Source organism: Rhodococcus sp. NBC_00297, from assembly GCF_036173065.1.
GTDB lineage: Bacteria > Actinomycetota > Actinomycetes > Mycobacteriales > Mycobacteriaceae > Rhodococcoides.
The window spans coordinates 3,037,853-3,064,397 of sequence record NZ_CP108041.1; the positions used below are offsets into that span (position 1 = coordinate 3,037,853).

Here is a 26,545-nt window from a genome sequence, read left to right on the forward strand (position 1 = left end):
GTATCGATTCACGAGGAGCACGACGATGACGGATGGCACTCCCGACGAGACCTCGAACGAGGACCGGTCGCGGGCGGAACGTCCGGGACGCGCGGGGGCACCCCGCCGCGAGCGTCCGACCAGGGAACGCCCGCGTCGCCGGCAGCGTCCTCGCGCGGCCACCCTGCCGCAGATCCTCGCGGCCGCCGTGGAGGCGAACGCCGACGGTGTGGCTCTGGTGTTCCGCGACGAGTCCGGCGCGACCACCGAGTGGACCTACCGCGAGCTCGACGCGGCGTCGTCGAAGCTGGCGCGCGAGCTGATCGCGCGCGGCATCGGCGCCGAGGACGTGGTGGCGCTGGCCGTCACGCGGTCCGCCGAGTCGATCCTGTCGATCTGGGCGGTCGCCAAGACCGGTGCGGCATACGTGCCGGTCGATCCGAAGTACCCCGCGGACCGCATCGAGTACATGCTCACCGATTCGGGGGCCACCCTCGGGATCACCACCACGGAGCACCGCGAGACCCTGCCGGAGGGAGTGGGCCCCAGCTGGCTCGTCCTGGGCGACGCCGACCTGGACGCCGCCGTCGACGCACGGTCCGCCGAGCCGGTCACCTACGCCGATCGCGTGCGGGTGCTCGGCCCCGCGAACACGGCCTACATGATCTACACGTCCGGATCGACGGGTCGACCCAAGGGCGTCGAGGTGACGCACGCCGGCCTCTCGAGCCTGGTCGCCGAGCAGCGTGAGCGCTTCGGTATCGACGCGTCCGCCCGCACCCTCGCCGTCGCGTCCCCGAGTTTCGACGCCTCGGTCTTCGAACTGCTCATGGCCGTGGGGTCCGGAGCGACGATGGTCGTCTCGCCGCCCGACGTCTTCGGTGGCGACGATCTGACGGCTCTGCTGCGCGAGCAGCGGGTGACCCATGCCGTCATCACCCCGTCCGTGCTGGCCTCGGTCACGCCGTCGGAGTTGCCCGACCTGCGGGTCGTGGTCACCGCCGGTGAGGCGTGCCCGCCGGAACTGGTGTCCCGCTTCGTGACCGACACCCGCCGCATGTTCAACGGCTTCGGTCCGACCGAGGCCACCATCATGACCAACTGCGCGGAGCTGTTCCCGGACGCGCCCGTCTCCATCGGCGGCGCGATCCGCGACTTCCGCACGCCCGTGCTCGACGGCCGCCTGCGCGACGTCCCGGCCGGTGTCGCCGGTGAGCTGTACGCGGCCGGCCCCGGTCTGGCCCGCGGGTATCACGGTCGGCCGTCGCTCACCGCGGAGCGTTTCGTCGCGGACCCCTTCGGTGAACCCGGCTCGCGCGTGTACCGCACCGGTGACCTCGCCCGCGTGCGCAGCGGCGGCGCGGTCGACTACCTGGGCCGCTCCGACTTCCAGGTGAAGGTCCGCGGGTTCCGCATCGAACTCGGCGAGATCGACGCCGCCCTGACGGCGCACCCGGACGTCCGCTTCGCCGCGGCGGCCGGTCATCAGCTGCCCGACGGCTCGACGGTGCTCGTGGCCTACGTGCAGCCCGAGCCGGGCCACGAGATCGACGTCGACGACGTCACGGCCTTCGTCGGCCGGAGCCTCACCGCGTACATGGTGCCGTCCGAGATCATCGTCATCGACGCCGTGCCCCTCACACCCGTCGGCAAGCTCGATCGCGCGGCGCTGCCGCAGCCGACCATCGGCACGTCGACGAAGGAGTACCGGGCCCCGGAGACCCGGACCGAGATCACGGTGTCCGAGGTGCTGGCGGACCTTTTGTCGGCCGAGCGCGTGGGTCTGGACGACACCTTCTTCGAACTCGGTGGCAACTCGCTGCTCGCGACCCAGGTGGTCGCCCGGATCAACCAGGCGGCGCAGTCCCGCATCGCGGTGCGGGACGTGTTCGAGGCGACCTCCGTCGCGGATCTCGCTGCGCGCGTGGATCTCTCGCTCGGTGCCCCCGAGCGGCCGCCGCTCGTGCGTCGTGATCGCTCGGGTGACCTGCCGCTGTCCTACGCCCAGCAGCGGATGTGGCTCACCAACCAGTACGACGTGACGTCGCCCGCGTACAACCAGCCTGTCGTGCTGCGGATGACGGGTGCTCTGGATCTCGAGGCGCTCGGCCACGCGTTCGAGGATCTCATCACGCGGCACGAGACGCTGCGCACCGTCTACCCGCAGACCGACAGTGGTCCGGTGCAGCGCATCGAGCCCGCGTCGTCGGTGTCGGTGGTGCTCGATCCGGAGCGGATCGACGAGAGCTCGGTGTACGAGCGACTGACCCCGGTGGTGCTCGACGGCTTCGACGTGTCGTCCTCGGTGCCCTTCCGTGCCAAGCTCTTCCAGATCGCGGACCAGGACTACGTCCTCGCCGTGGTCATGCACCACATCGCCAGTGACGGTGGATCGCTCGCCCCGCTGGTGCGCGACCTCACCACGGCCTACGTGGCGCGCAGCGCCGGTGCGGCTCCCGAGCTGCCGGAGCTCGAGGTGCAGTACGCGGACTACGCGATGTGGCACCGTGAGCTCCTCGGCGACGAGAGCGACCCCGAGTCGTTGAGCGCCAAGCAGATCGACTTCTGGACGCGCGCCCTCGCCGGCACTCCCGAGGTCATCGAACTCCCCACCGACCGGCCGCGGCCGGCGCAGCCGTCGTCCCGTGGTGCGACGGTGCCGTTCCGACTCGAGACGGACGTCGTCGAGGGTCTGAACGACCTCGCGCGACGCACCAACTCGACGCTGTTCATGGTGGTGCACGCCGCCCTGGCCGTGCTGCTCTCGCGCATGGCCGCCACCGACGACGTGTCCGTCGGCACGCAGATCGCGGGCCGCGGCGAGCAGGCGCTCGATCCGCTCGTCGGCATGTTCGGCAACACGCTGGTCCTGCGATCGCATCTGGAGCCGGGGGAGTCGTTCGAGGACTTCCTGCTCCGCACCCGCACCGCGGACCTCGATGCGCTGGGCAACTCGGACCTGCCGCTGGACCGGCTGGTCGAGATCCTGCGACCCCAGCGCTCGCTCGCCTACGCGCCGCTGTTCCAGGTACTGCTCATGCTGCAGAACTTCGAACGCACCGAGATCGAGCTGCCCGACGTCACCATCGGTCTCCTCGACTCGGACGTGCCGGTCGCGAAGCTCGACCTGACGCTGACGCTCATGGAGCAGGTGAACCCCGACGGGTCGCCCGGTCCCATCGACGGATCGCTGCTGTACGCCACGGATCTGTTCGACGAACCCACCGCACGCACCATCGCGGAACGCTACGTCGGCATCCTCGCCGCCGTCGTGGCCGATTCCTCCACCGCCGTCGGCGATCTCCCGCTGACCACCTCCGGCGAGCAGACGCAGCTCGCCGCGCTGCGCGGCATCGACGCTCCGCTGCCCGCCGAGACCCTCGTCGACGCGTTCCGCCGCGGCGCCGCACAGGATCCGACTCGGACCGCGCTCGTGTACGAGGGGACCTCTCTCACGTATGCCGAGTTCTCCACGCGGGTGAACCGGTTGGCACGGCACCTCGTCGCACTGGGGGTCGGTCCCGACGCCCGCGTGGCCGTCGGCATGCGTCGCTCGCTCGAGATGATGATCGGCATCTACGCGGTGCTCGAGGCCGGTGGCGCCTACGTGCCGGTGGATCCGGACCACCCGCACGAGCGCACCGAGTACGTCCTGTCCAGCGCCGCACCCGTCGTCGTCCTGACCACCACGCGCGATCACCGGGACCTGCCCGAGCACCACAACGTGATCGACGTCGACACGGTCGATCTCGCCGACGTGTGCGCGGAGCCGCTGACGGACGCGGAGCGGACGGGCACGCTCGTGCCGTCCAACATCGCCTACATCATCTACACGTCGGGCTCGACCGGCCGCCCCAAGGGCGTGGCGGTCTCGCACCGCTCCGTCCTGAACCAGATGCTCTGGATGCACGAGACGTACGACCTCACGGTCGGCGACACGATGCTGCAGAAGACGCCCGTCACCTTCGACGCGTCGGTGTGGGAGCTCTTCCTGCCGCTGCAGCTCGGCGCCACCCTCGTCGTCGCGCGTCCGGACGGCCACCTCGACGTGCAGTACCTGCTCGACCAGGCGCGCTCGCACGGCATCGCGATCCTCGAGTTCGTGCCGTCCATGCTCGAGCTCTTCATGTCCGATGCCGGTCTGGCCCTGCCGGGATCGTTGCGCTACCTGTCCGTGGGCGGCGAGGCGTTGTCCGCCGATCTGGTGCGTCGGTTCGCGGCCTCGTCGGCCGCCGAGCTCGACAACACGTACGGCCCCACCGAGGCGACGGTCACGTCCACGCTGCACCGGACCACCGACGCCGACGTCCGTACCGTGCCCATCGGTCGCCCGATCCGTAACACCGGTGCGCGCGTGCTGGACTCGCGTCTGCACGACGTTCCGGTCGGTGTCCCGGGAGAGCTCTATCTCACGGGCGCGCAGCTGGCTCGTGGGTACTTCGGTCGGCCCGACCTCACCGCCGATCGCTTCGTCGCCGATCCCCGCACGACCGGTGAGCGGATGTACCGGACCGGCGACCTCGTCTCGGTCACCGCGTCCGGTGAGCTGGAGTTCCTCGGCCGCACCGACTTCCAGGTCAAGCTCCGTGGTCTGCGCATCGAGCTCGGCGAGATCGAGTCCGCTCTCACCGCGCACCCGGACGTGGCCCGCGCCGTGGCCATCGTGCACTCCGACGAGCGCACCGGCGAAGCTCTGGTGGCGTACATCGTGCCGGAGGCCGGGCGCGCACCGGAACTGGCGAGTGTCCTCGACCTGGTCGCCGAGCGCGTCCCCGCGTACATGGTGCCGTCACACCTGACGGTGCTCGACGAGATCCCGCTCAGCCCCAGCGGCAAGCTCGACCGCCGCGCTCTGCCCGAGCCCGTGGACGTGTCCGGACCGCGGGAGTACCGGGCTCCGGAGACGGTGTCCGAGAAGGTCGTCGCGGACGTCTTCTCCGCACTGCTCGACGCCCCGCGCGTCGGCATCGATGACTCGTTCTTCGAGCTCGGCGGCAACTCGCTGGTCGGCATGCGCGCCGTCGCGCGGGTCAACGAGGCGCTGTCCAGCTCCATCGGCGTCCGCGATCTGTTCGAGAAGCCCACGGTGGCCGCGCTCGCCGCCCGGATCGACGCCGCGGCACACACCGGCCGTACCCGGCCCGTGCTGGCGCCGAGGGAGCGCCCGGAGCGAATTCCGCTGTCGCTCGCGCAGTCCCGCATGTGGTTCGTCAACCAGTTCGACACCGAGTCGGCGGCCTACAACATCCCGCTCGTCATCACGCTGCGCGGTGCGCTCGACGTGGGCGTGCTGCGCGCGGCCGTCGGCGACGTGCTCGAGCGCCACGAGTCTCTGCGTACTCTCTACCCGCAGGTGGACGGCACGCCGTACCAGGTGATCCTGCCCGCCGACCGGGTCGCCGGACAATTCGCCGTGACCGAGGTCGCCGCGGACGACGTGCAGGCGCGCGTCCTCGACATGGTGACCTCCGGTTTCGACGTCACCGCGGAGGTGCCGCTGCGCGGCGCACTGCTGCGGACGTCGGACACCGAGGCCGTGCTGGCGTTCGTCGTGCACCACGTCAGTGCCGACGGATTCTCGATGGGCCCGCTCGCCCGCGACGTCATGACCGCCTACGCGGCACGTCAGGCCGGCACGCCGGCGTGGTCCGAGAACGGCCCGCTGCGTCCGCTGACCGTGCAGTACGCCGACTTCTCCCTGTGGCAGCGCGAGATGCTGGGCTCCGAGTCCGACCCGGAATCGCTGGCGTCGCAGCAGGAGTCGTACTGGGTGACGCAGCTCGACGACCTGCCGGAGGTGCTCACGCTCCCGTCGGACCGCCCGCGTCCCGCGGTGTCCACCGGGGCCGGGTCCGCGGTCCACCACACGATCGATGCCGAGATCCACACTCGCGCGGCAGACTTCGCACGCGCCCACGACGCGAGCCTCTTCATGGTCGTGCACAGTGCGCTCGCCGTCGTACTCGCCCGACTGTCGAACACCACCGACATCGCCGTCGGTGCCCCCATCGCCGGTCGCGGCGAAGAAGCGCTCGACGACCTCGTCGGCATGTTCGTCAACACCCTCGTGCTGCGCACGCAGGTCTCCCCGCACGCCACGTTCACCGAGCTGCTCGCCGAGACGAAGACCGTGGACCTCGGCGCCTTCGGCAACGCGGACATCCCCTTCGAGCGGCTCGTCGAGGTCCTCGCTCCGGAGCGCTCGACATCGCACAACCCGCTCTTCCAGGTGGCGCTGGCGTTCCAGAACCTAGAGCGCACGACGTTCGAGCTCGGTGGCCTCGAGGTCGCCCGGTACGACGCCGGCATTCACTCCGCGAAGTTCGACCTGTCCATCGAGATCACCGAGACGGTGGAGGACGGCGGGCAGGCCGGAGGCCGGTCGGGCGACGTACAGGCCGCGGGCATGACGATGGAGGTGACGTTCTCGACCGACCTGTTCGATGCGGAGACCGTCACGCTGTTCTGCGAGCGCTTCGAGCGCGTGCTGGCCGCGGCGATCGAGACGCCCGACCGCGCCGTCGGCGACATCCCACTGCTCGACTCCGAGGAGGCGGCGTCGTTGGCACCCGTCACCGGGGACGACGCTGTGGCGGAGCGGACGCTCGGCGACCTCCTCGTCGATGCCGTCGAGAGCAACCCCGACGGCCCGGCACTGGTCTTCGACTCCGCGGTCCTGTTCGACGGGACGTCGGCGTCCTACCGCGAACTCGGCGAGTTCTCGGCTCGACTCGCCCGCGTGCTCATCGACCGGGGCATCGGAGCCGGATCCGCCGTGGCGCTGTCCGTCCCGCGCTCCGCGGAGTCGGTCGCGTTGATGTGGGCGGTGACCCGTACGGGTGCGGCCTTCGTCCCGATCGACCCCAACTACCCGGCCGATCGCATCGAGCACATGGTGATCGACTCGGGCGTCCGTGTCGGCCTGACGCTCGGCGTGCACCGGGCGTCCCTGCCCGACGAGATCGACTGGCTCGTCGTCGATTCCGACGAGATCCGGGCACAGGTCTCGGCCGCGTCGGCGGATCCGATCACCGACGCCGACCGCCGGACGGCCGTCACGCCGGCCGACCGCGCGTACATCATCTACACCTCCGGCTCCACCGGTCTGCCCAAGGGCGTCTCGGTGTCCCATCGTGGTCTCAACCAGCTCGGGGTCTCCCAGCGCGAGCAGTACCGCGTCGAGAGCGACTCGCGCGTCATGCACTTCGCGTCGCCGAGCTTCGATGCCTCACTGCTCGAGCTGCTCCTCGCGGTTCCCGCTGCCGCCGCGATGGTCATCGTTCCCACCACCGTGTACGGCGGTGAGGAGCTGGCGCAGTTCCTGCGCCGTCACGCGGTGACGCACGCATTCATCACCCCGGCCGCGCTGGCCTCGGTGGACCACTCGGGTCTCGAAGCGTTGCAGACCATCTCGGTCGGCGGCGAGGCGTACTCGCAGGACCTGGTCACCAGGTTCGCGCCGGGTCGCCGCATGCTCAACGTGTACGGACCGACCGAGACCACGATCGTCTCGCACATCGGCAAGCCCATGGTGCCGGGTGGCCCCATGCCGTTCGGCGGCCCGATCCGCGGCGGCCGCGCCATGGTGCTCGACAGTCGACTGGGTCCCGTTCCCGTCGGTGTGCCGGGTGAGCTCTACACCGCGGGACCCGGTGTGGCGCAGCACTACCACGAGCGCCGGGCACTCTCGTCCGAGCGCTTCGTCGCCGATCCGTACGGCGAACCCGGTGCTCGCATGTACCGCACGGGCGACGTCGTGCGCTGGTGGCGCCGCCCCGAGACGGGTGACCTCGAACTCGAGTACGTGGGTCGTGGCGACTCGCAGATCAAGATCCGCGGGTTCCGCATCGAGCCCGGCGAGATCGACGCCGTCGTGTCCTCGCACCCCGAGGTGCAGTTCGCGCTGACCACGCCGTTCACCACGGCAGCGGGGGCGAAGGTGCTGGTCACGTACGTCACGCTGACCGCGGGATCGTTGCTGCGCGAGTCGGACGTCACCGAGTGGGCAGCGGAATCACTTCCCGCGCACATGGTCCCGTTCGCCGTGGTCGTCATGGACGAGGTGCCGCTGGGTGCCACGGGCAAGGTCGACCGACGGGCTCTGCCGATGCCCGAGTTCGGTACCGACACAGACACGTACCGCGAACCCGCCACCGAGACCGAACGCGCGCTGGCAGCGGTCTTCGCCGACGTGCTCGGCGTCGATCGGGTCGGCGCGGACGACGACTTCTTCGCACTCGGCGGAGACAGCATCGTCTCCATTCAGCTTGTCTCCCGCGCCCGCGCGGCCGGGCTGTCGCTCAGCCCGCGTGACGTCTTCGAGCGCCGCACGGTGGCTGCCCTGGCGGCCGTCGTGTCGTCGGGGGAGAACGCCGTCCGCATGCTGCCCGAGCTCGAGGGTGGCGGCGTCGGATCCCGTCCGCTGACCCCGGTGGAGCACTTCATGACCCGCCGCGGCGGTGCCTACGAGCGCTTCTCGCAGAGCGTCGTACTGGACCTGCCGACAGGTATCGACGAGGCCGGTATCACCGCGACACTGCAGGCCGTGCTGGACCGTCACGACATGTTCCGCGCGCGCCTCACCGGGTCGCTCGACGACGGCTTCGAGATCGTCACCGCGGCACCGGGTTCGGTGGACGCCGCGTCGCTGCTCACCCGAGTCGACGTCGACGCCGACGTCACGGGCGACGACCTCGAGAAGGTGGCCCGCACGGCACTCGACTCGGCACTGGATCGCCTCTCGACGGCCGACGGTCGTCTCGTGCAGTTCGTCTGGCTGGACCGGGGGCCGTCGACCGGCGGCCACCTCGTCGTCGCCGGCCACCACCTCGCCGTCGACGGTGTCTCGTGGCGCATCATCGTGCCGGACCTGGTCACCGCGTGGTTCGGCGTGTCCTCCGGGACCGAGCCGACTCTGCAACCGGTGGGCACGTCGATGCGTACCTGGGCGCACGCGCTCGTGGACCAGGCGCCGTCGCGTCGCTCGGAACTGCCATTCTGGAGTTCCGTCGTGCGGTCCGAGGACGTGTTGCTCGGCGACCGCGATCTCGACCCTGCCGTCGACGTGCAGGCCACGCTCGACAAGGTGCGCGTCACCGTCCCGGCGGACGTCACGACCGCCGTCGTCACCGCTCTGCCGCAGGTGTTCCGGGGCGGTGTGAACGACGGACTGTTGTCCGCACTGGCTCTGGCCGTGGCGAAGTGGCGCCGTGAGCGCGGCACCGAGACGTCGTCGCTGCTGCTGCGCCTCGAGGGCCACGGCCGCGAGGAGGACGTGCTCGGTGACGCCGGACTCGCGGATCTGTCGCGGACCGTCGGCTGGTTCACGTCGATCTTCCCCGTGCTGCTCGACCTCACCGACGTCGACCTCGACGACGCGTTCGCCGGTGGCGCCGCGGCCGGCCGAGCTGTCAAGGCCGTCAAGGAACAGCTGCTCGCGGTGCCCGATCGCGGTATGGGCTACGGCATGCTGCGCTACCTCGACGAGACGGGACGCTCGGTTCTCGCGCGATCCGTCGGCCAGATCAGCTTCAACTACCTGGGCCGCCTGTCCGCGGGCGAGCTGCCCGAGGGTGCGGAGGGTCTGGGCTTCCTCCCGTCGTCCGACATAACCACCCTCGCGGACGTGCCTCTCGATGCCGACATGCCGGCGATCGCCGTGCTCGACATCAACGCAGTCCTCGCGGACGAGCAGCTCGGTGCCACGTTCGCCTTCCCCCGCGGCATCCTGTCGTCGGAGGACGTGTCCGCGCTCGGCACCTACTGGGTCGAGGCACTCACGGCGCTCGCTCAGCACGTCGGGAGCGGCGATGTCGGCGGCCTCACGCCGTCGGACGTACCGCTGGTGCCGGTGTCGCAGAAGGACATCGAGGTCTTCGAGAACGAGATGTCCGATGCCGGGTCTCATCTCGAGGACGTCTGGTCCCTTGCTCCGCTGCAGGCGGGTCTGCTGTTCCACTCGTCGATGCAGCCGGCCGGCGCTCCCGACGTCTACGTCATGCAGGTCGTGATGGACCTGACCGGCGACGTCGACCGGGACCGGTTCGTCGCCGCGGCCGGTGCGCTGCTCGCGCGCTACGACGGGCTGCGGACCTCGTTCCGCACCACCGCGGACGGTCGTGCGGTGCAACTGGTTCCGAGTTCCGCCGAGGTTCCGTGGGTCGACGTCGACCTGCGCGGCCACGACGACATCGAGGGCGACCTGCGCGTCGAGCTCGAGACCGAGCGGGACCGCCGGTTCGCGATGGACAGCGCGCCGCTGGTGCGCTTCCGGATGATCCGCACCGCCGACGACGCGGTCACGCTGTCGTTCATGGCGCACCACATCGTCATCGACGGATGGTCGATGCCGCTGGTGCTCAAGGATCTCCTCACGCTGTACGCGCTGCGCGGAGATGTGTCGCTGCTTCCCGAGGTCCGGTCCTACCGTTCCTTCCTCGAGTGGCTGTCGGTCCGCGACCGCGCCGTCTCGGTCAAGGCGTGGACCACCGCCTTCGCCGGCGCGGAAGAGCCGACGCTGTTGTCGGGAATCACCGATACGTCCGGGGTCTCGACCGACACGGGTCGGGTCGAGGTCGTCATGGACGAGAAGGTCACGTCCGAGCTGACCGATCTGGGGTCGCGTCTCGGTGTCACGCTCAGCACGATCGTGCAGGCGGCGTGGGGCCTCGTGCTCGCGCGCCAGCTGGGCCGCGACGACGTCGCGTTCGGTGGAACGGTCTCCGGTCGCCCCGCCGACCTCGAGGGCGTCGAGACCATGGTCGGCCTGTTCATCAACACGCTGCCCGTCCGCGTGCGCATCGACGAGTCCGACAGCATCGAGTCCTTCCTGCTCCGGTTGCAGGAGGAGCAGACGGCGTTGCTCGACCACCACTACCTGGGGCTGGCGGACATCACCACCGCTGTCGGCCCGGGCGCGGTGTTCGACTCGATCACCGTTCTCGAGTCCTACCCGGTGGACGAGGAGGGCCTGAAGGCCGCCGCGTCCATCGACGGCATGGCCGTCACCGGCGCTCAGGTGCTCGACGCGACGCACTACCCGATCAACGTGGTCACGTTCGCGGACACGCAGATCCGCATGACGCTGCGCTACCTGCGCGACCTGTTCTCCGACGAGTACGTGTCCGCACTGGGCAGTCGCCTGCAGGCCGTGTTCGCGGCGCTCGCCACGTCACCGGGTGCACCCGTCGGCCGCATCGAGACGCTGCTCGCCGACGAGCGCACCGACCTGCTGTCGCGCCGCGGATCCGCCGACGTCGACGAGCGCACGCTCGTCCGGATCCTCGAGGACGCCGCGGATCACGCTCCCAGCAGACTCGCCGTCCGCCAGGGATCGGTGCAGTGGACGTACGAGGAGCTCGACGCTCGTGCCACGCGCCTCGCGCGCGTCCTCGTCGACGCGGGTGTCGGACCGGACGTCGTGGTGGCCGTGGCGGTTCCGCGGTCGCCCGAGTTCGTGCTCTGCGTCTGGGCGGTCGCCAAGGCGGGCGGTTACGTGGTGCCCGTCGACCCGGCACACCCTGCCGAGCGCATCGACTACATGGTGCACGACTCGACGGCGGCGCTCGGCATCACGACGGTCGCCGATCGCCCCGCCGACGTCGACGGGCTGCGGTGGCTCGTCCTCGACGACGAACAGTTCGCGGCCGACGTCGACTCCCGCTCGCCCGAGCGCCTCACCGACGGTGAGCGTCTCGGCACCGTACGCATGAGCAACGCGGCGTACATGATCTACACGTCCGGATCGACCGGTCGCCCCAAGGGTGTCGTCGTCCCGCACACCGGTCTCGCCAATCTGGTGGCCGCACAGACGGACTCGCTGGGTATCGACCACGCGTCGATCGTCCTGGCCGTGGCGTCGACGAGCTTCGACGCGTCGATCTTCGAGATCCTGCTGGCCGCCGGCAATGCCGTGCCGCTGGCACCGGCGCCCGCCGGGTTCTACGGCGGACCCGATCTGGCGCGCTTCGTCACCGACGAGGGTGTCACCCACATGGTGATCACGCCGTCCGCGCTGGCGACCGTCGAGCCGGACGCGGTGCCGTCCGTGCGCGCCGTCATGCCCGTCGGCGAAGCTCTTCCGCCGGATCTGATGGCGGCGTGGGCGACGTCCGGCCGCACCGTCGTCAACGGGTACGGACCCGCCGAGACGACGATCATGATCAACGCGTCGGTGCCCCTCTCTGCAGGCGATCCGATCACGGTGGGCGGTCCCAGCAAGGGCACTCGCGAGTACGTGCTGGACGGCCGACTGCGGCCCGTGCCCGTCGGCGTTCCCGGTGAGCTCTACGCCGGAGGACCGGGTGTCGCGCGCGGCTATTTCGGCCGCCCGACGCTCACCTCCGAGCGCTTCGTCGCCGATCCGTACGGTCCCGCGGGGAGCCGTCTGTACCGCACCGGCGACGTGGTCCGCTGGACCGAGGCCGGCACCGTCGAGTACATCGGCCGCAGCGACTTCCAGGTCAAGATCCGGGGCCAGCGCATCGAGCTCGGCGAGATCGACGCCGCGCTTGCGGCGCACCCGGACGTGGACTTCGCCGTGACGGTCGGCCACCGATCCGTCGGTGGCGTCACCGATCTCGTGTCCTACGTCCTGCCGGCGGCATCCCTGCTCGAGGCGGGCGCGACCCTGGACGTCGCGGCCGTGCACGCCTCCGTCAAGGAGAGCCTGCCCGCGCACATGGTGCCCGCGGTGATCATGCCGCTCACCTCCGTGCCGCTGAACCCGGTCGGCAAGCTCGACCGCGCCGCGTTGCCGGAGCCCACCCTGGTGCGGCAGCAGGCCGAGTACCGCGCCCCGGAGACGCCCGAGGACCAGGCCGTCGCCGAGGTGTTCGCCGATCTTCTCGGCGTGGAGCGTGTCGGTGTCGACGACAGCTTCTTCGATCTCGGCGGCAACTCGCTCGTGGCCACCCAGGCCGTCGCGCGTATCAACGCGGCACTGGACACCCACATCGGCGTGCGCGACATCTTCGACGCGTCGACCGTGGGCGAACTCGCGGCGCGCGCACTCTCGGGTGGAGTCGGTCGTCGCCCCGCGCTCGTCGCGGGCGAGCGGCCCGATCCGGTGCCGCTGTCGCTCGCACAGCGCCGCATGTGGTTCCTCAACCAGTTCGACACCAGCTCGCCCGCGTACAACATCCCGCTGGCGGTGCGCCTCACCGGCACGCTCGACGTCGCCGCGCTGGAGGAGGCCGTCCGCTACGTCCTCGCCCGGCACGAGACGCTGCGCACGGTGTACCCCGGGTCGGAAGAAGGTCCCTACCAGGTCATCCTGGGTGTGGACGACGTTCCCCTCGACCTGGCGCCACGTCCGGTCGAGACCGCCGGTGTGCCCGGCGCGTTGTTCGAGTTCATCGCGTCCGGGTTCGACGTCACGGCCGCCGTGCCCGTGCGCGGTCTGCTGCTCGAGGTCGTCGACCCGGCCGGCGACGCGGCGGAGTACGTGCTGTCCATCGTCGTGCACCACATCTCCGCTGACGGATTCTCGCTCGGCCCGCTGGCACGTGACGTCATGGTCGCCTACTCGGCGCGCGTCGCCGGAGCGATCCCGGAGTGGGCACCCCTGCCCGTGCAGTACGCCGACTACGCGCTGTGGCAGCGCGAGGTGCTGGGATCGGAGAGCGACCCGGAGTCGTTGACCGCCCAGCAGATCGCGTACTGGAAGCAGCAGCTCGCCGGTCTGGACGATCCGATCGAGCTGCCGACCGACAGGCCGCGCCCGGCGGTCCAGTCCATGCTCGGCCACTCGGTGCAGTTCGCGCTGACACCCGAGCAGACGGCCGGACTGCGCGCCGTCGCCGCGTCGCGTCAGGGCACGCTGTTCATGGCCGTGCACGCGGCGTGGTCCGTGCTGCTCGGCGCCCTGTCGGGCTCGCGCGACATCGCCGTCGGAACCCCGATCGCCGGACGTGGCGAGCGCGAACTCGACGACATGGTCGGCATGTTCGTCAACACGCTGGCACTGCGTCTCGACGTCGATCCGGATGCGTCGTTCGCCGATCTGGTCGCGGCCGCCCGCGCGGCCGACCTGGCCGCGTTCGGTCACGCCGACGTGCCGTTCGAGCAGCTCGTCGAGGCCGTCGACCCGCGTCGGTCGACCGCGTACCACCCGATCTTCCAGGTGGGCTTCTCGTTCCAGAACCTCGCGCCGGTGACGTTCGAGCTCCCCGACCTCACCGTCGGGGACGTCGGGCTCGAGGCCGCGGTCTCGCAGTTCGATCTGCACCTCATCGTCAGTGAGGGAGCCGAGGACGGCTCGCTGCAGTCGGTGCTCACCTTCGCCGAGGCGCTGTTCGACCGTGCCACGGCCGAGTCGTTCACCGAGCGCTTCTCCCGCGTGGTCGACGCGCTGATCGCCCGTCCGGACGCACCGGTGCACACCGCGGACGTCCTGAGCGCGGACGAGCGTCGGTCGATCCTGGTGGACACCAACGACACTCGTGTCGCGGGTGCGCCCACCTCGGTCGCACGGATGTTCGCCGACCGGGTCGCCGAGCGTCCCGACGTCGCGGCCCTGACCGAGGGTGACGTCTCACTCACGTACGGCGAGTTCGGCTCTCGCGTCGCACGGCTGGCGCGCAGGTTGCTCGCCGACGGCGTGCGGACCGGTGATCTCGTCGCCGTGGCGATGCCGCGGTCGACCGAGTCGATGGTCGCGATGTACGCGGTGGTCCAGGCCGGTGCGGCCTACCTGCCGATCGACCTCGACCACCCGGCCGAGCGGACGGAGTACGTGCTGGGTGATGCCCGGCCGTCGCTGATCCTGCTGGGCGGTCGAGCTCTGTCGGCGCCCTCGGACGTCCCGACGATCGACGTGCTCACGGCGGAGCTCTCGGACTTCTCCGACGCTCCCGTCACCGACGACGAGCGCAGCCGCCCGCTGTCGGCCGAGGACCCCGTGTACGTCATCTACACCTCGGGGTCGACCGGACGTCCCAAGGGCGTCGCGCTGCCGCATCGCGCTGTGGCGAACCAGCTCTGGTGGATCCAGAACGAGTTCGAACTCACGGCGGACGACGCGATGGTGCAGAAGACACCGTCCACGTTCGACCTGTCGGTGTGGGAGCTGTGGTGGCCGCTGACCGCGGGCGCCCGGTTGGTGATCGGTTCGCCCGAGGCGAACCGGGACCCCGCCGAACTCGCGCGACTGATGCGCGAGCAGAACGTCACCGTCGCCGACTTCGTGCCGTCGCTCCTCGGTGCGTTCGCCTCGGTGGCGACGGCCGAGGACGTCGCGTCACTGCGAGCGGTCCTGTGCATCGGCGAGGCGCTGCCGCGCGATGTGGTCACCGCGTTCGGCCGACTGTCCGACGCTCCGGTGGTGAACCTCTACGGACCGACGGAGGCTGCGGTCTCGGTCACCGTGCACCACATCGCGTCCGACGAGACGGGTCCGGTGTCCATCGGTGGACCCGAGGCGAACGTGCAGGTCTACGTTCTCGATTCGCGACTGCGGCCGGTACCCGTCGGTGTCGCGGGTGAGCTCTACCTCGCGGGCGATCAGCTGGCGCTCGGCTACTTCGGCAACACCACCCTGACGGCGGAGCGCTTCGTCGCCGATCCGTTCGGGTCCGGCAGGCTCTACCGCACCGGTGACGCGGTCCGCTGGGTCACCCGCGGAGACGCGCGGGTGCTCGAGTTCGTCGCCCGCACCGACGACCAGGTCAAGGTGCGCGGTTTCCGTATCGAACTCGGCGAGGTCGAGGCCGCGCTGACCACCGCCGACGGTGTCGCCGCATCGGCCGCCACCGTCGCCCATACCGCCGGCGGCGAGCTGCTGGTGGGCTACGTGGTGCCCGAGAAGGACGTCACCCTCGACGTCGACGCGGTGCGGTCCGCTGCGGCCGAAGCGGTTCCGGGCTACATGGTTCCCGCGCGCATCGTGGTGATCGAGGAGTTGCCGCTGAGCGTCAACGGCAAGCTCGACCGTCGCCGATTGCCGTCGATCGATCTGGACGTGGCGCGGGAGTACCGCGCGCCGTCCACCCCGGTCGAGGAGATCGTCGCGGCCGCGTACGCCGCGGTGCTCGGTGTCGAGCGAGTCGGCATGGACGACAACTTCTTCGAGCTCGGTGGCAACTCGCTGTCGGCGACGCAGGTGGTGGCGCGGGTCAACGCCCGGCTGAACACCCGCATCGGCATCCGTGAGATGTTCGAGTCGGCCGACGTCGCGACGTTCGCGGCGCGCGCCGAGTCGGCGTCGACGTCGGACACCCGTGCACCGCTGGTGCCCGTCGAACGTCCTGCTCACGTGCCACTCTCGCTCGCGCAGTCGCGCATGTGGTTCCTCAACCAGTTCGACACGTCGTCGCCCGCCTACAACGTGCCGCTGGCCATCCGCCTCGAGGGTCGCCTGGATCTCGACGCACTGACGCTCGCCGTCCGGGACGTCCTCGACCGCCACGAGTCGCTGCGCACGGTCTACCCGCAGACTCCGGACGGCCCGACCCAGGTGGTTCTCCCCACTCGCGACGTGCCGCTCGACCTCGCGGTCGAGGACGTCACCGAGGAGAACATCGCCGCACGGCTGTTCACCTTCGTCTCCGGCGGCTTCGACGTCACCGCGGAGGTGCCCGTCCGCGGACTCCTGCTGCAGGTGACGGACGCGGCGGGAGACGCCCCCGCGCACGTGCTCGGCATCGTGATCCACCACGTGTCGTCGGACGGCTTCTCGCAGGGCCCGTTGGCCCGTGACGTCATGGTGGCCTACACCGCCCGCGTCCGCGGCGAGGCTCCCGGCTGGACGCCGCTCCCGGTGCAGTACGCCGACTTCGCGCTGTGGCAGCGGACCGTCCTGGGATCGCTGGACGACGACACCTCCGTCGTCTCGCGGCAGGTCGCGTACTGGCGGACCCGTCTCGCCGGCCTCGGCGACGCGCTGCCGCTGCCCACCGACCGCCCCCGCCCCGCGGTGCAGTCGTTGCAGGGCAAGTCGATCCGCTTCGAGATCTCCGCGGACACCACCGCCGCGCTCACCCGCATCGCGCAGGAGCGCCGCGCGACGCTGTTCATGGCGATGCACGCCGCCTGGTCCGTCACCCTGTCCGCACTCAGCGGCAGTCGCGACATCGCCGTCGGCACCCCGATCGCCGGTCGCGGCGAGCCGGAGCTCGACGACATGGTCGGCATGTTCGTGAACACGCTGGCACTCCGCGTCGACGTGGACCCGGACCTCACGTTCGGCGCCCTCGTGGACGCGGTTCGCGAGTCCGATCTCGCGGCCTTCGGCAACGCCGACGTGCCCTTCGAGCAGCTGGTCGAGGCACTGAACCCCGTGCGCTCCACGGCGTACCACCCGTTGTTCCAGGTGGGCTTCTCGTTCCAGAACCTCTCGCCCGTCCGGTTCGAACTGCCCGACCTCACGGTCTCCGACGCGGGCTTCGACTTCGACGTGTCGCAGTTCGACCTGCACCTCATCGTCAGCGAGGACGCCGCCGCAGGACAGATCGCGATGCTCACCTTCGCCACGTCGCTCTTCGACGAGTCCACGGCACAGGTCTTCGTCGACCGCTTTCTGCGCGTGCTCGACGCCGTCACCGCACGGCCCGAGGACCGCATCGCCGCCGTGGACGTCCTGTCGCCCGAGGAGCGCCGCGACATCCTTCTCACGCGAAACGACACCGCGGTGGCCGGCGTGCCCGAGCTCCTCACGGACATGTTCGCCGCGCGCGTCGCGGCGGCGCCCGACACCACGGCCCTGACGTATCTGGACGACTCGATCACCTACGGTGAGTTCTCCGAGAGGGTGTCCCGTCTCGCCCGGTTCCTCATCGGTGAGGGCGTGCGGACCGGTGACCTCGTCGCCGTCGCGATCCCGCGCTCGATCGACGCGATGGTCGCGATGTACGGCGTCGTCGCGGCGGGTGCCGGCTATCTGCCGATCGACCTCGACCACCCTGCCGAACGCACCGAATACGTCCTCGACAGCGCGTCCCCGTCGGTCGTCGTCATCGCGGGCACCCCGCTGTCCGTCGAGACCACGATCCCGACGGTGGATCTGGCGACCGTCGACGTGTCTCTCTTCGACGGCTCGCCCATCACCGACATCGATCGCAGTCGGCCCCTGTTGCCGCAGGACCGCGCCTACGTCATCTACACGTCGGGATCGACAGGTCGTCCCAAGGGCGTGGCCCTTCCGCATCGCGCCGTCGCCAATCAGATGACGTGGATCCAGAACGAGTACCGGCTCACGGCGACCGACGCGATGGTGCAGAAGACGCCCGCGACGTTCGACCTGTCCGTGTGGGAACTGTGGTGGCCGCTGACCGCCGGCGCGCGTCTCGTGCTGGCGTCGCCCGAGGGGAACCGCGACCCGTCGTACCTCGCTCGTCTGATGCGCGAGGAACGCGTCACCGTCGCCGACTTCGTGCCGTCGTTGCTCGGTGCGTTCTGCGCCGTCGCGTCGCGGGAGGACCTCGTGTCCCTGCGCGCCGTCCTGTGCATCGGCGAGGCGCTCCCGCGTGACGTCGTCCGGGCGTTCGAGGCACTGTCCGACGCGCCGCTCGACAACCTCTACGGACCGACCGAGGCCGCCGTCTCCGTGACCGCCCACCGCACGGTGCGCGGCGCGACCGGAGCCGTGCCCATCGGTACCCCCGAGGCAAACGTGCGCGTCTACGTTCTCGACGACCGGCTGCGTCCGGTCCCGGCCGGCGTCGGGGGAGAGCTCTATCTCGGCGGCGTCCAGCTCGCACTCGGCTACGTCGGTCGCCCGGATCTGACGAGCGACCGCTTCGTGGCGGATCCGTTCGGCGAGAACGGGTCTCGGCTCTACCGCACCGGTGACGCCGTGCGATGGAACGCCGACGGCGCACTGGTGTTCCTCGATCGCACGGACACCCAGGTCAAGATCCGCGGGTTCCGCATCGAGCTCGGCGAGATCGAGAGCGTGCTCGTGTCCCACGAATCGGTGGCCGCGGCCGCCGCCGCCGTGTCCTCGGGACGCGGTGGAGACACCCTCGTCGGCTACGTCGTCGCCCGTCCGGACACGACCGTGGACGTCGACGCCGTACGGGCCGCGGCAGCGGAACAGCTGCCGTCCTACATGGTTCCGCAGCGCGTCGTCGTGATCGACGAACTGCCGTTGAGCGTCAACGGCAAGCTCGACCGACGTCGTCTGCCGCAGGTCGGCGTGGACACCGCCTCGACCTACCGCGCGCCGTCGACGCCGGTGGAGGAAGTGGTGGCGGGAGCCATCGCCTCGGTGCTCGGCGTGCCGCGCGTCGGCGTGGACGACAACTTCTTCGAGCTCGGCGGCAACTCGCTGTCGGCGACGCAGGTGATCGCCCGCGTCAACGCCGCACTGAACGCCCGCGTCGGGATCCGGGAGATCTTCGAGGCGCCCACCGCGGCCGGTCTCGCCCTGCGCGCCGAGCGTGCGGTGGAGTACGGCACCCGCGTACCGCTCGCTCCCCGCGAGCGCCCGGACGAGATCCCGCTGTCGCTCGCTCAGCAGCGCATGTGGTTCCTCAACCGGTTCGACGCGTCGTCTGCGGCCTACAACATCCCGCTCGCCATCAAGCTCACCGGCGATCTCGACGTCGCGGCACTCGAGCAGGCGGTCGTGGACGTCGTCGGGCGGCACGAGGTGTTGCGCACGGTCTACCCCGAGGGCGAGAACGGCCCGCACCAGGTGGTGCTGCCGATCGACCGCACGGGGCTGTCGCTCACGGTCGACGACGTCGACGAGGCGGACGTCCGCGCACGCCTCTACGGCTTCGTGACTCGCGGGTTCGACGTCACCACCGAGGTGCCCGTGCGAGCGGCGATCTACCGGACCGGACCTTCGGAGCAGATCCTGGCGTTCGTCATCCACCACGTGTCGTCGGACGGGTTCTCGCTCGGGCCCCTCGCCCGCGACGTCATGGTGGCGTACTCGTCCCGCATCGCCGGCAACGCTCCGGTGTGGGCGCCGCTTCCGGTGCAGTACGCGGACTACACCCTGTGGCAGCTCGAGGTGCAGGGAGACGAGTCGGATCCCGAGTCCGTGCTCGCCCGGCAGGTCGAGTTCTGGCGTACCGCACTGGCGGGCATCGAGGGACCGATCGAGCTGCCGTTCGATCGCCCGCGCCCGGAGATCCAGGCCATGGACGGCGAGTCGGTGCGCTTCACCATCTCCGCCGACCGTGCGTCCGCTCTGAACCGTGTCGCCGCGGCGTCGCGTTCGACGCTGTTCATGGCGATGCACGCTGCGTTCGCCGTGACCTTGTCGAAGCTGTCGGGATCGCGCGACATCGTGGTCGGCACCCCCATCGCCGGCCGCGGCGAGCAGGAGCTCGACCAGATGATCGGCCAGTTCGCGAACACGCTGGGCCTGCGGCTCGACGTCGACCCCGACAGCACGTTCGCCGATCTCGTCGAGCAGGCGCGCGGCCGCGATCTCGCGGCATTCGGCAACGCCGACGTCCCGTTCGAGCGTCTCGTCGAGGCGATCAACCCCGAGCGGTCGACGGCGTACCACCCGCTGTTCCAGGTCGGCTTCTCGTTCCAGAACCTCGAGCAGATCTCGCTGACCCTGCCCGGTCTCGAGATCTCCGACCTCGGCGTCGAGACCGGCGCGGCGCAGTTCGATCTGCAGTTGCTCGTGGGTGCGGAGGAAGGTGGCGACGGTGTCACCAGTGCGCTCGACTGCGCGTTGACGTTCTCGACGGCGCTCTTCGATCGCAGTACCGCAGATCAGCTCGTGGAGCGGCTGCTGCGCGTTCTCGACACGGTGACGGACGATCCGACGGTGCCGGTGCGCGCCGTCGACGTCCTGTCCGACGCCGAACAGCGCACGCTGATCGACTCGGTCAACGCCACCGATCGCGACGGTGCGCCGTCGCTGCTCTCCGCGATGTTCACGTCGCAGGTCGCGGCCACCCCGGACGCGGTCGCCGTCACGTTCGAGGGCGAGTCCCTGACGTACGCCGAACTCGGCGCCCGTGTCGCTCGCTCCGCTCGCCACCTGATGGCGTCGGGAGTGGGCACCGGCGATCTCGTCGCCGTCGCGGTTCCGCGGTCGCTCGACTCGATCGTCGCGCTGTACGCCGTCGTGCAGACCGGCGCCGCGTACCTGCCGATCGATCCGGATCACCCGGCGGACCGCACCGAGTACGTGCTCGCGGACGCCGGGCCGTCACTCGTGATCACCGGACCCGACGGTCTCGCCGTGTCGAGCGACCTCGTGCAGATCGATCTGTCCTCGGTCGACCTCTCGACGTACCCGTCCGATCCGGTCACCGATGCCGAACGCAGCCGCACACTCCTGCCAGGTGACATCGCGTACGTCATCTACACCTCCGGGTCGACCGGCAGGCCGAAGGGCGTGGCCCTGCCGCACTGTGCCGTCGCGAACCAGATCTGGTGGATGCAGTCGGAGTTCGCCCTCACGGTCGACGACGCGATGGTGCAGAAGACGCCCTCGACCTTCGATCTCTCGGTCTGGGAACTCTGGTGGCCCCTCACCACGGGCGCCCGGCTCGTCGTGGCGAACGCCGAGGGCAACCGCGATCCGGTGTATCTCGCGCGCCTCATGCGCGACGAGCGCGTCACGGTGGCCGACTTCGTGCCGTCACTGCTCGGTGCGTTCACGGCCGTCGCGACCCGCGACGACGTCGCCGCGCTGCGTGCCGTCGTCTGCATCGGCGAGGCGCTGCCGCGCGACGTGGTCACCGCGTTCGCACGCCTGTCCGACGCGCCCGTGATCAACCTGTACGGGCCGACCGAGGCCGCGGTCTCGGCGACCGCCCACCGCATCACGGCGGCCGAGTCGGGTGTCGTGCCCATCGGCGCACCCGAGGCGAACGTGCGTGTGTACGTGCTCGACGACCGGTTGCGACCGGTGCCGCAGGGCGTCATGGGAGAGCTCTACCTGTCCGGCGTGCAGCTCGCCCGCGGCTACCACCGTCGGCCGGGTCTGACGTCGGAGCGCTTCGTCGCCCACCCGTTCGGCGAGGGCCGCCTGTACCGGACCGGCGACGCCGTGCGCTGGAGCGCCGGCGCCGACGGGCCCGAACTGGAGTTCGTGGCGCGGACCGACGACCAGGTGAAGGTGCGTGGTTTCCGCATCGAGCTCGGCGAGGTCGAGTCCGCGCTCACGTCGGCCGACGGTGTGTCCGCAGCCGCGGCCGCGGTCAAGCGCATCGCCGGCGGCGACGTCCTCATCGGCTACGCCGTGCCCGAGGCCGGCAGCACGGTCGACGTCGACGCCGTCCGGGAGACCATGCGAGGACTCGTCCCCGCGTACATGGTTCCGGCGCGGATCGTCGTCATCGACGAGCTGCCGCTCAGCGTCAACGGCAAGCTCGATCGCCGACTGCTCCCCGCGGTCGACGCGTCGGTCACCCGTGAGTACCGCGCACCCTCCACTCCCGTCGAGGAAGCGGTCGCGGACGCGTTCGCCTCCGTCCTCGGGGTGCAGCGTGTCGGCGTCGACGACAACTTCTTCGAACTCGGCGGCAACTCGCTGTCGGCCACGCGGGTCATCGCGCGGATCAACGCGCGCCTCGGAACCTCCGTCGGCATTCGCGAGATGTTCGAGACCGCGGATGTCGCCGGGTTCGCCGCGAGGGTGGAATCGGCGACGTCCGACACCCGCGCGCCGCTGGTCGCCAGGGAACGGCCGGACCGCATCCCGCTGTCGCTCGCGCAGCAGCGCATGTGGTTCCTGAACCAGTTCGACACCGTCTCGCCGGCCTACAACGTGCCGCTGGCCGTGCGACTCACCGGGCCGCTCGACGTCGACGCGCTCGTGCGTGCGGTGCAGGACGTCGTCGCCCGGCACGAGAGCCTGCGCACGTACTACCCGCAGGACGAACTCGGACCGTTCCAGAAGATCGTTCCGGCGGCCGAGCTCACCCTCGACTTCGAACGGGACTCCGTGGCCGAGGACCGCGTGCGCGGGCGACTGGTGTCGTTCGTCGCCCGCGGGTTCGACGTCACCGCGGGGGTGCCGGTGCGCGGTCTCCTGCTCGAGACCGGCGCGGACAGCCACGTGCTGATGATCGTCATGCACCACATCTCGGCGGACGGTTTCTCCGTCGCTCCGCTCGCACGTGACGTGATGATCGCGTACGGATCCCGGTCCGAGGGCAACGCACCCGTGTGGAGTCCGCTCGAGGTGCAGTACGCGGACTACACGTTGTGGCAGCGCGACGTTCTCGGAGCCGTGGACGATCCGGATTCCGTTCTCGCCGAACAGCTCTCGTACTGGAAGGAGTCGATGGCCGGGCTGGACGGGCCCATCGAACTGCCCTTCGACCGACCTCGTCCCGAGGTCCAGTCCATGAGCGGACACGAGATCGGGTTCTTCGTCCCGGCGCGGGTCATGGACGCGTTGCAGGAGGTGTGCCGAGGATCGCGGGCGACGCTGTTCATGGGTGTGCACGCGGCCTTCTCGGTGTTGCTCTCCAAGCTCGGCAACACCCGCGACGTCGTCGTCGGCACCCCGATCGCCGGTCGCGGCGACGAGGCGCTCGATCACCTCGTCGGCATGTTCGTGAACACGCTCGCGCTGCGACTGGACGTCGATCCCGATCTGTCGTTCGTCGATCTGGTGCGCAGTGCGTCGGCGGTCGATCTCGGCGCCTTCGCCAACGCGGACGTGCCGTTCGAGAACGTGGTCGAGGCGGTGGACCCGGAACGGTCGACCGCCTTCAACCCGCTCTTCCAGGTGGGCTTCTCGTTCCAGAACCTCGCACCGGTACAGGCGACGCTCTCCGGCCTGGAGGTCGCGGCGCTCGAACCGGGCTCCGAGATCTCGCAGTACGACCTGCATCTGGTCGTCGCCGAGGGACACGAGAACTCCGAGTACGGACGCGGTCTGGAGATGGCGTTCACCTACGCGACGTCGCTCTTCGACGAGGCGACCGTGCAGAGCTTCGCCGATCGTCTGCTGCGCGTGCTCGAGTCGGTTGCCTTCGCACCCGACACTCGGGTCCGCGACATCGAGATCATGAGCGACGACGAGCGGTCCGTCGTGGTGGTCGAGCGCAACCGCACCGAGATGGCGGGAGTGCCGCCGACGGTCACCGAGATGCTCGATCGTCAGTTCTCGGCGTCACCGGACGACACCGCGATCGTGGCGGGCGACGTCTCGCTCACGTACCGCGAGTTCGACGAGCGGGTACAGGCGCTCGCCCGCTATCTGATCGCCCACTCCGTCGGACCGGGAGACCTCGTGGCGGTCGCGATTCCGCGATCGTTCGACATGATGATCGCCCTGCACGCGATCGTGCGGTCCGGGGCGGCGTACCTGCCGATCGACCTCGAGCATCCGCCGGAGCGCACCAGGTACGTGTTGGCGAACGCGCGTCCGCGCGGCGTCCTGACGGTCTCCCCGGTGGTCCTGGATCTGGACGAGACGGGATGCTCACGCGTCGACGTGGACACGTTGGATCTGGACGAGTTCGCCCTCGGACCGATCCGCGAGGAGGAGCGCACCAGGCCCATCACGGGCGACGACCTGATGTACGTCATCTACACGTCGGGATCGACGGGCAAGCCGAAGGGCGTCGCGGTGGGTCATTCCGCCGTCGCGAACCAGCTGGCCTGGATGACGCGGGAGTACTCGCTGTCCACGGCGGACGCGGTGATCCAGAAGACGCCGGTCACGTTCGACGTGTCCGTGTGGGAGCTGTGGTGGCCGCTGACCGCGGGCGCCACGGTGGTGCTGGCCAAGCCGGGCGGGCAGAGCGATTCGCTCTACATCGCGGATCTGATCCGCACGCGGAACGTCACCGTCGCGGTGTTCGTGCCGTCCCCGTTCGTCGCCTTCCTCACGGTGGCCGAGGCCGCCGACGTGGCGTCGGTGCGTGCAGTGCTCTGCGCCGGCGAGGCGCTGCCGAGAGACAGTGTCGACGCGTTCGGCCGGATCAGCGACGCGCAGGTGGACAACCTCTACGGCCCGACCGAGGCCGCCGTCACCGTCACCCGTTTCTCGGGCGCGTACACCGGTACCTCGTCGTCGATCCCCATCGGGCGTCCGGCCGCGAACACCAGCGTCTACGTGCTCGACGGTGCCCTGCGTCCGGTCCCGGACGGTGTCGTGGGCGAGCTGTACCTGGCCGGCGACCAGCTGGCATGGGGATACTTCGGCCGGACCGAACTCACCGCGGACCGATTCGTTGCCAACCCCTTCGAGCCCGGCCGGATGTACCGCACGGGTGACGCCGTCCGGTGGACCACAGCCGGCGACATCGAGTACATCGGCCGTACCGACGATCAGGTGAAGGTCCGCGGCTTCCGCATCGAGCTCGGCGAGGTCGAGAAGGTTCTCGCCTCGTTCGACGGCGTGACCGTGGCCGCGGCCGCGGTCAAGCGCTTCGGCGGCAGCCCAGCCCTGATCGGCTACGTCGTCCCACAGGAGGGCTCGACGGTCGATCTCGCCGCGCTCGAGGAGTTCGCGGGAACCAGACTGCCGTCGTACATGGTGCCGAGCCGGATCGTCGTCATCGACGCCATCCCACTCGGAGCCAGCGGCAAGATGGACCGCAAGTCGCTGCCCAGCCCCGAGATGGCGGCCCAGCGGGAGTACCGGGCGCCCTCCACCCCGATCGAGGCCGCGTTCGCCGAGGCCTTCGCGTCGGTACTGGGCGTCGACCGGGTCGGCGTGGACGACAACTTCTTCGAGCTCGGCGGCAACTCGCTGAGTGCGACCAAGTTGCTGAGTACTGCCAGGGCGTCCGAGGCCATCGAACGCGACGTTCCGTTGCAGTGGATCTTCACCTCACCCACGCCGGCGACGCTCGCGGCGAAGGTCGAGGCGGGATCGGTCGGGGACGACAAGGACGCGCTCGGCGTGCTCCTGCCCATCCGCACCACGGGCAGCCAGGCGCCGCTGTTCTGCTTCCATCCGATCGTCGGGTTGGCGTGGAGCTTCACCGGTCTGGCGTCGCGATTGAGCCCGGAGATCCCGATCTACGGCATCCAGACGCCGGCCCTGTCCGGGGACGACACCCTGGAGGAGTCGATCACAGCGGTCGCCGAGCGCTACCTGGCGGAGATCCGCACCGTGCAGTCGGAGGGCCCGTACCGGTTACTCGGGTGGTCGTTCGGTGGCACCGTCGCCCAGACGGTGGCGAGCATGCTGCGCGAGGCAGGGGAGACCGTCGACCTGGTGGCGATCCTCGATTCCCGTGGCGGTCCTGCACCGACCGAGGCGAGCGGCGAGGAGACCTCACTGTCTCTGGCCGAGCTCCTCGGCGCTCTGGGCGTGAGCACCGAGGGCGTCCCGGACGTGCCCCTCGGCAGCTTCGAGGAGGCCGCTCGCATGATCGCGTCCGCACCGGCTGTCGCGGATGTCCTCGACGAACGCACGGTCGAGCTGATGCTGCGGGGTGCTGCGCACAACGGTGTGCTCATGGAACAGCACGAGTCGCCCTACTTCGACGGGACGCTGCTGTTCTTCGCGGCTGCGGCGGACGATCCGACCGGCCGCGTGTTCGCCGACAGCTGGATCCCCTACGCCGACGTGGTCGACGCGTACTCGGTGCCCGTGACGCACTGGTCGATGACCACCGACGCCGCGTGGGACGTCATCGTCCCGGTGATCCGCCGGGCCATCGGGGGCTGACGACGCCGGACC

At 70.1% G+C, this 26,545-nt stretch carries 1 protein-coding gene; it reads left to right on the forward strand.

What is annotated here, in order from left to right; translation table 11 throughout:
- Positions 1–25 precede the first annotated feature (25 nt).
- Entirely contained in the window at positions 26–26,533 is a 26,508-nt protein-coding gene (locus OG947_RS14570; RefSeq protein WP_328812143.1) for a non-ribosomal peptide synthase/polyketide synthase, read from the forward strand.
- Positions 26,534–26,545: the final 12 nt, after the last annotated feature.

Excerpts from the sequence above, each read along its gene's own strand:
- OG947_RS14570 (WP_328812143.1), top strand. The coding sequence starts at position 26 with ATGACGGATGGCACTCCCGACGAGACCTCGAACGAGGACCGGTCGCGG.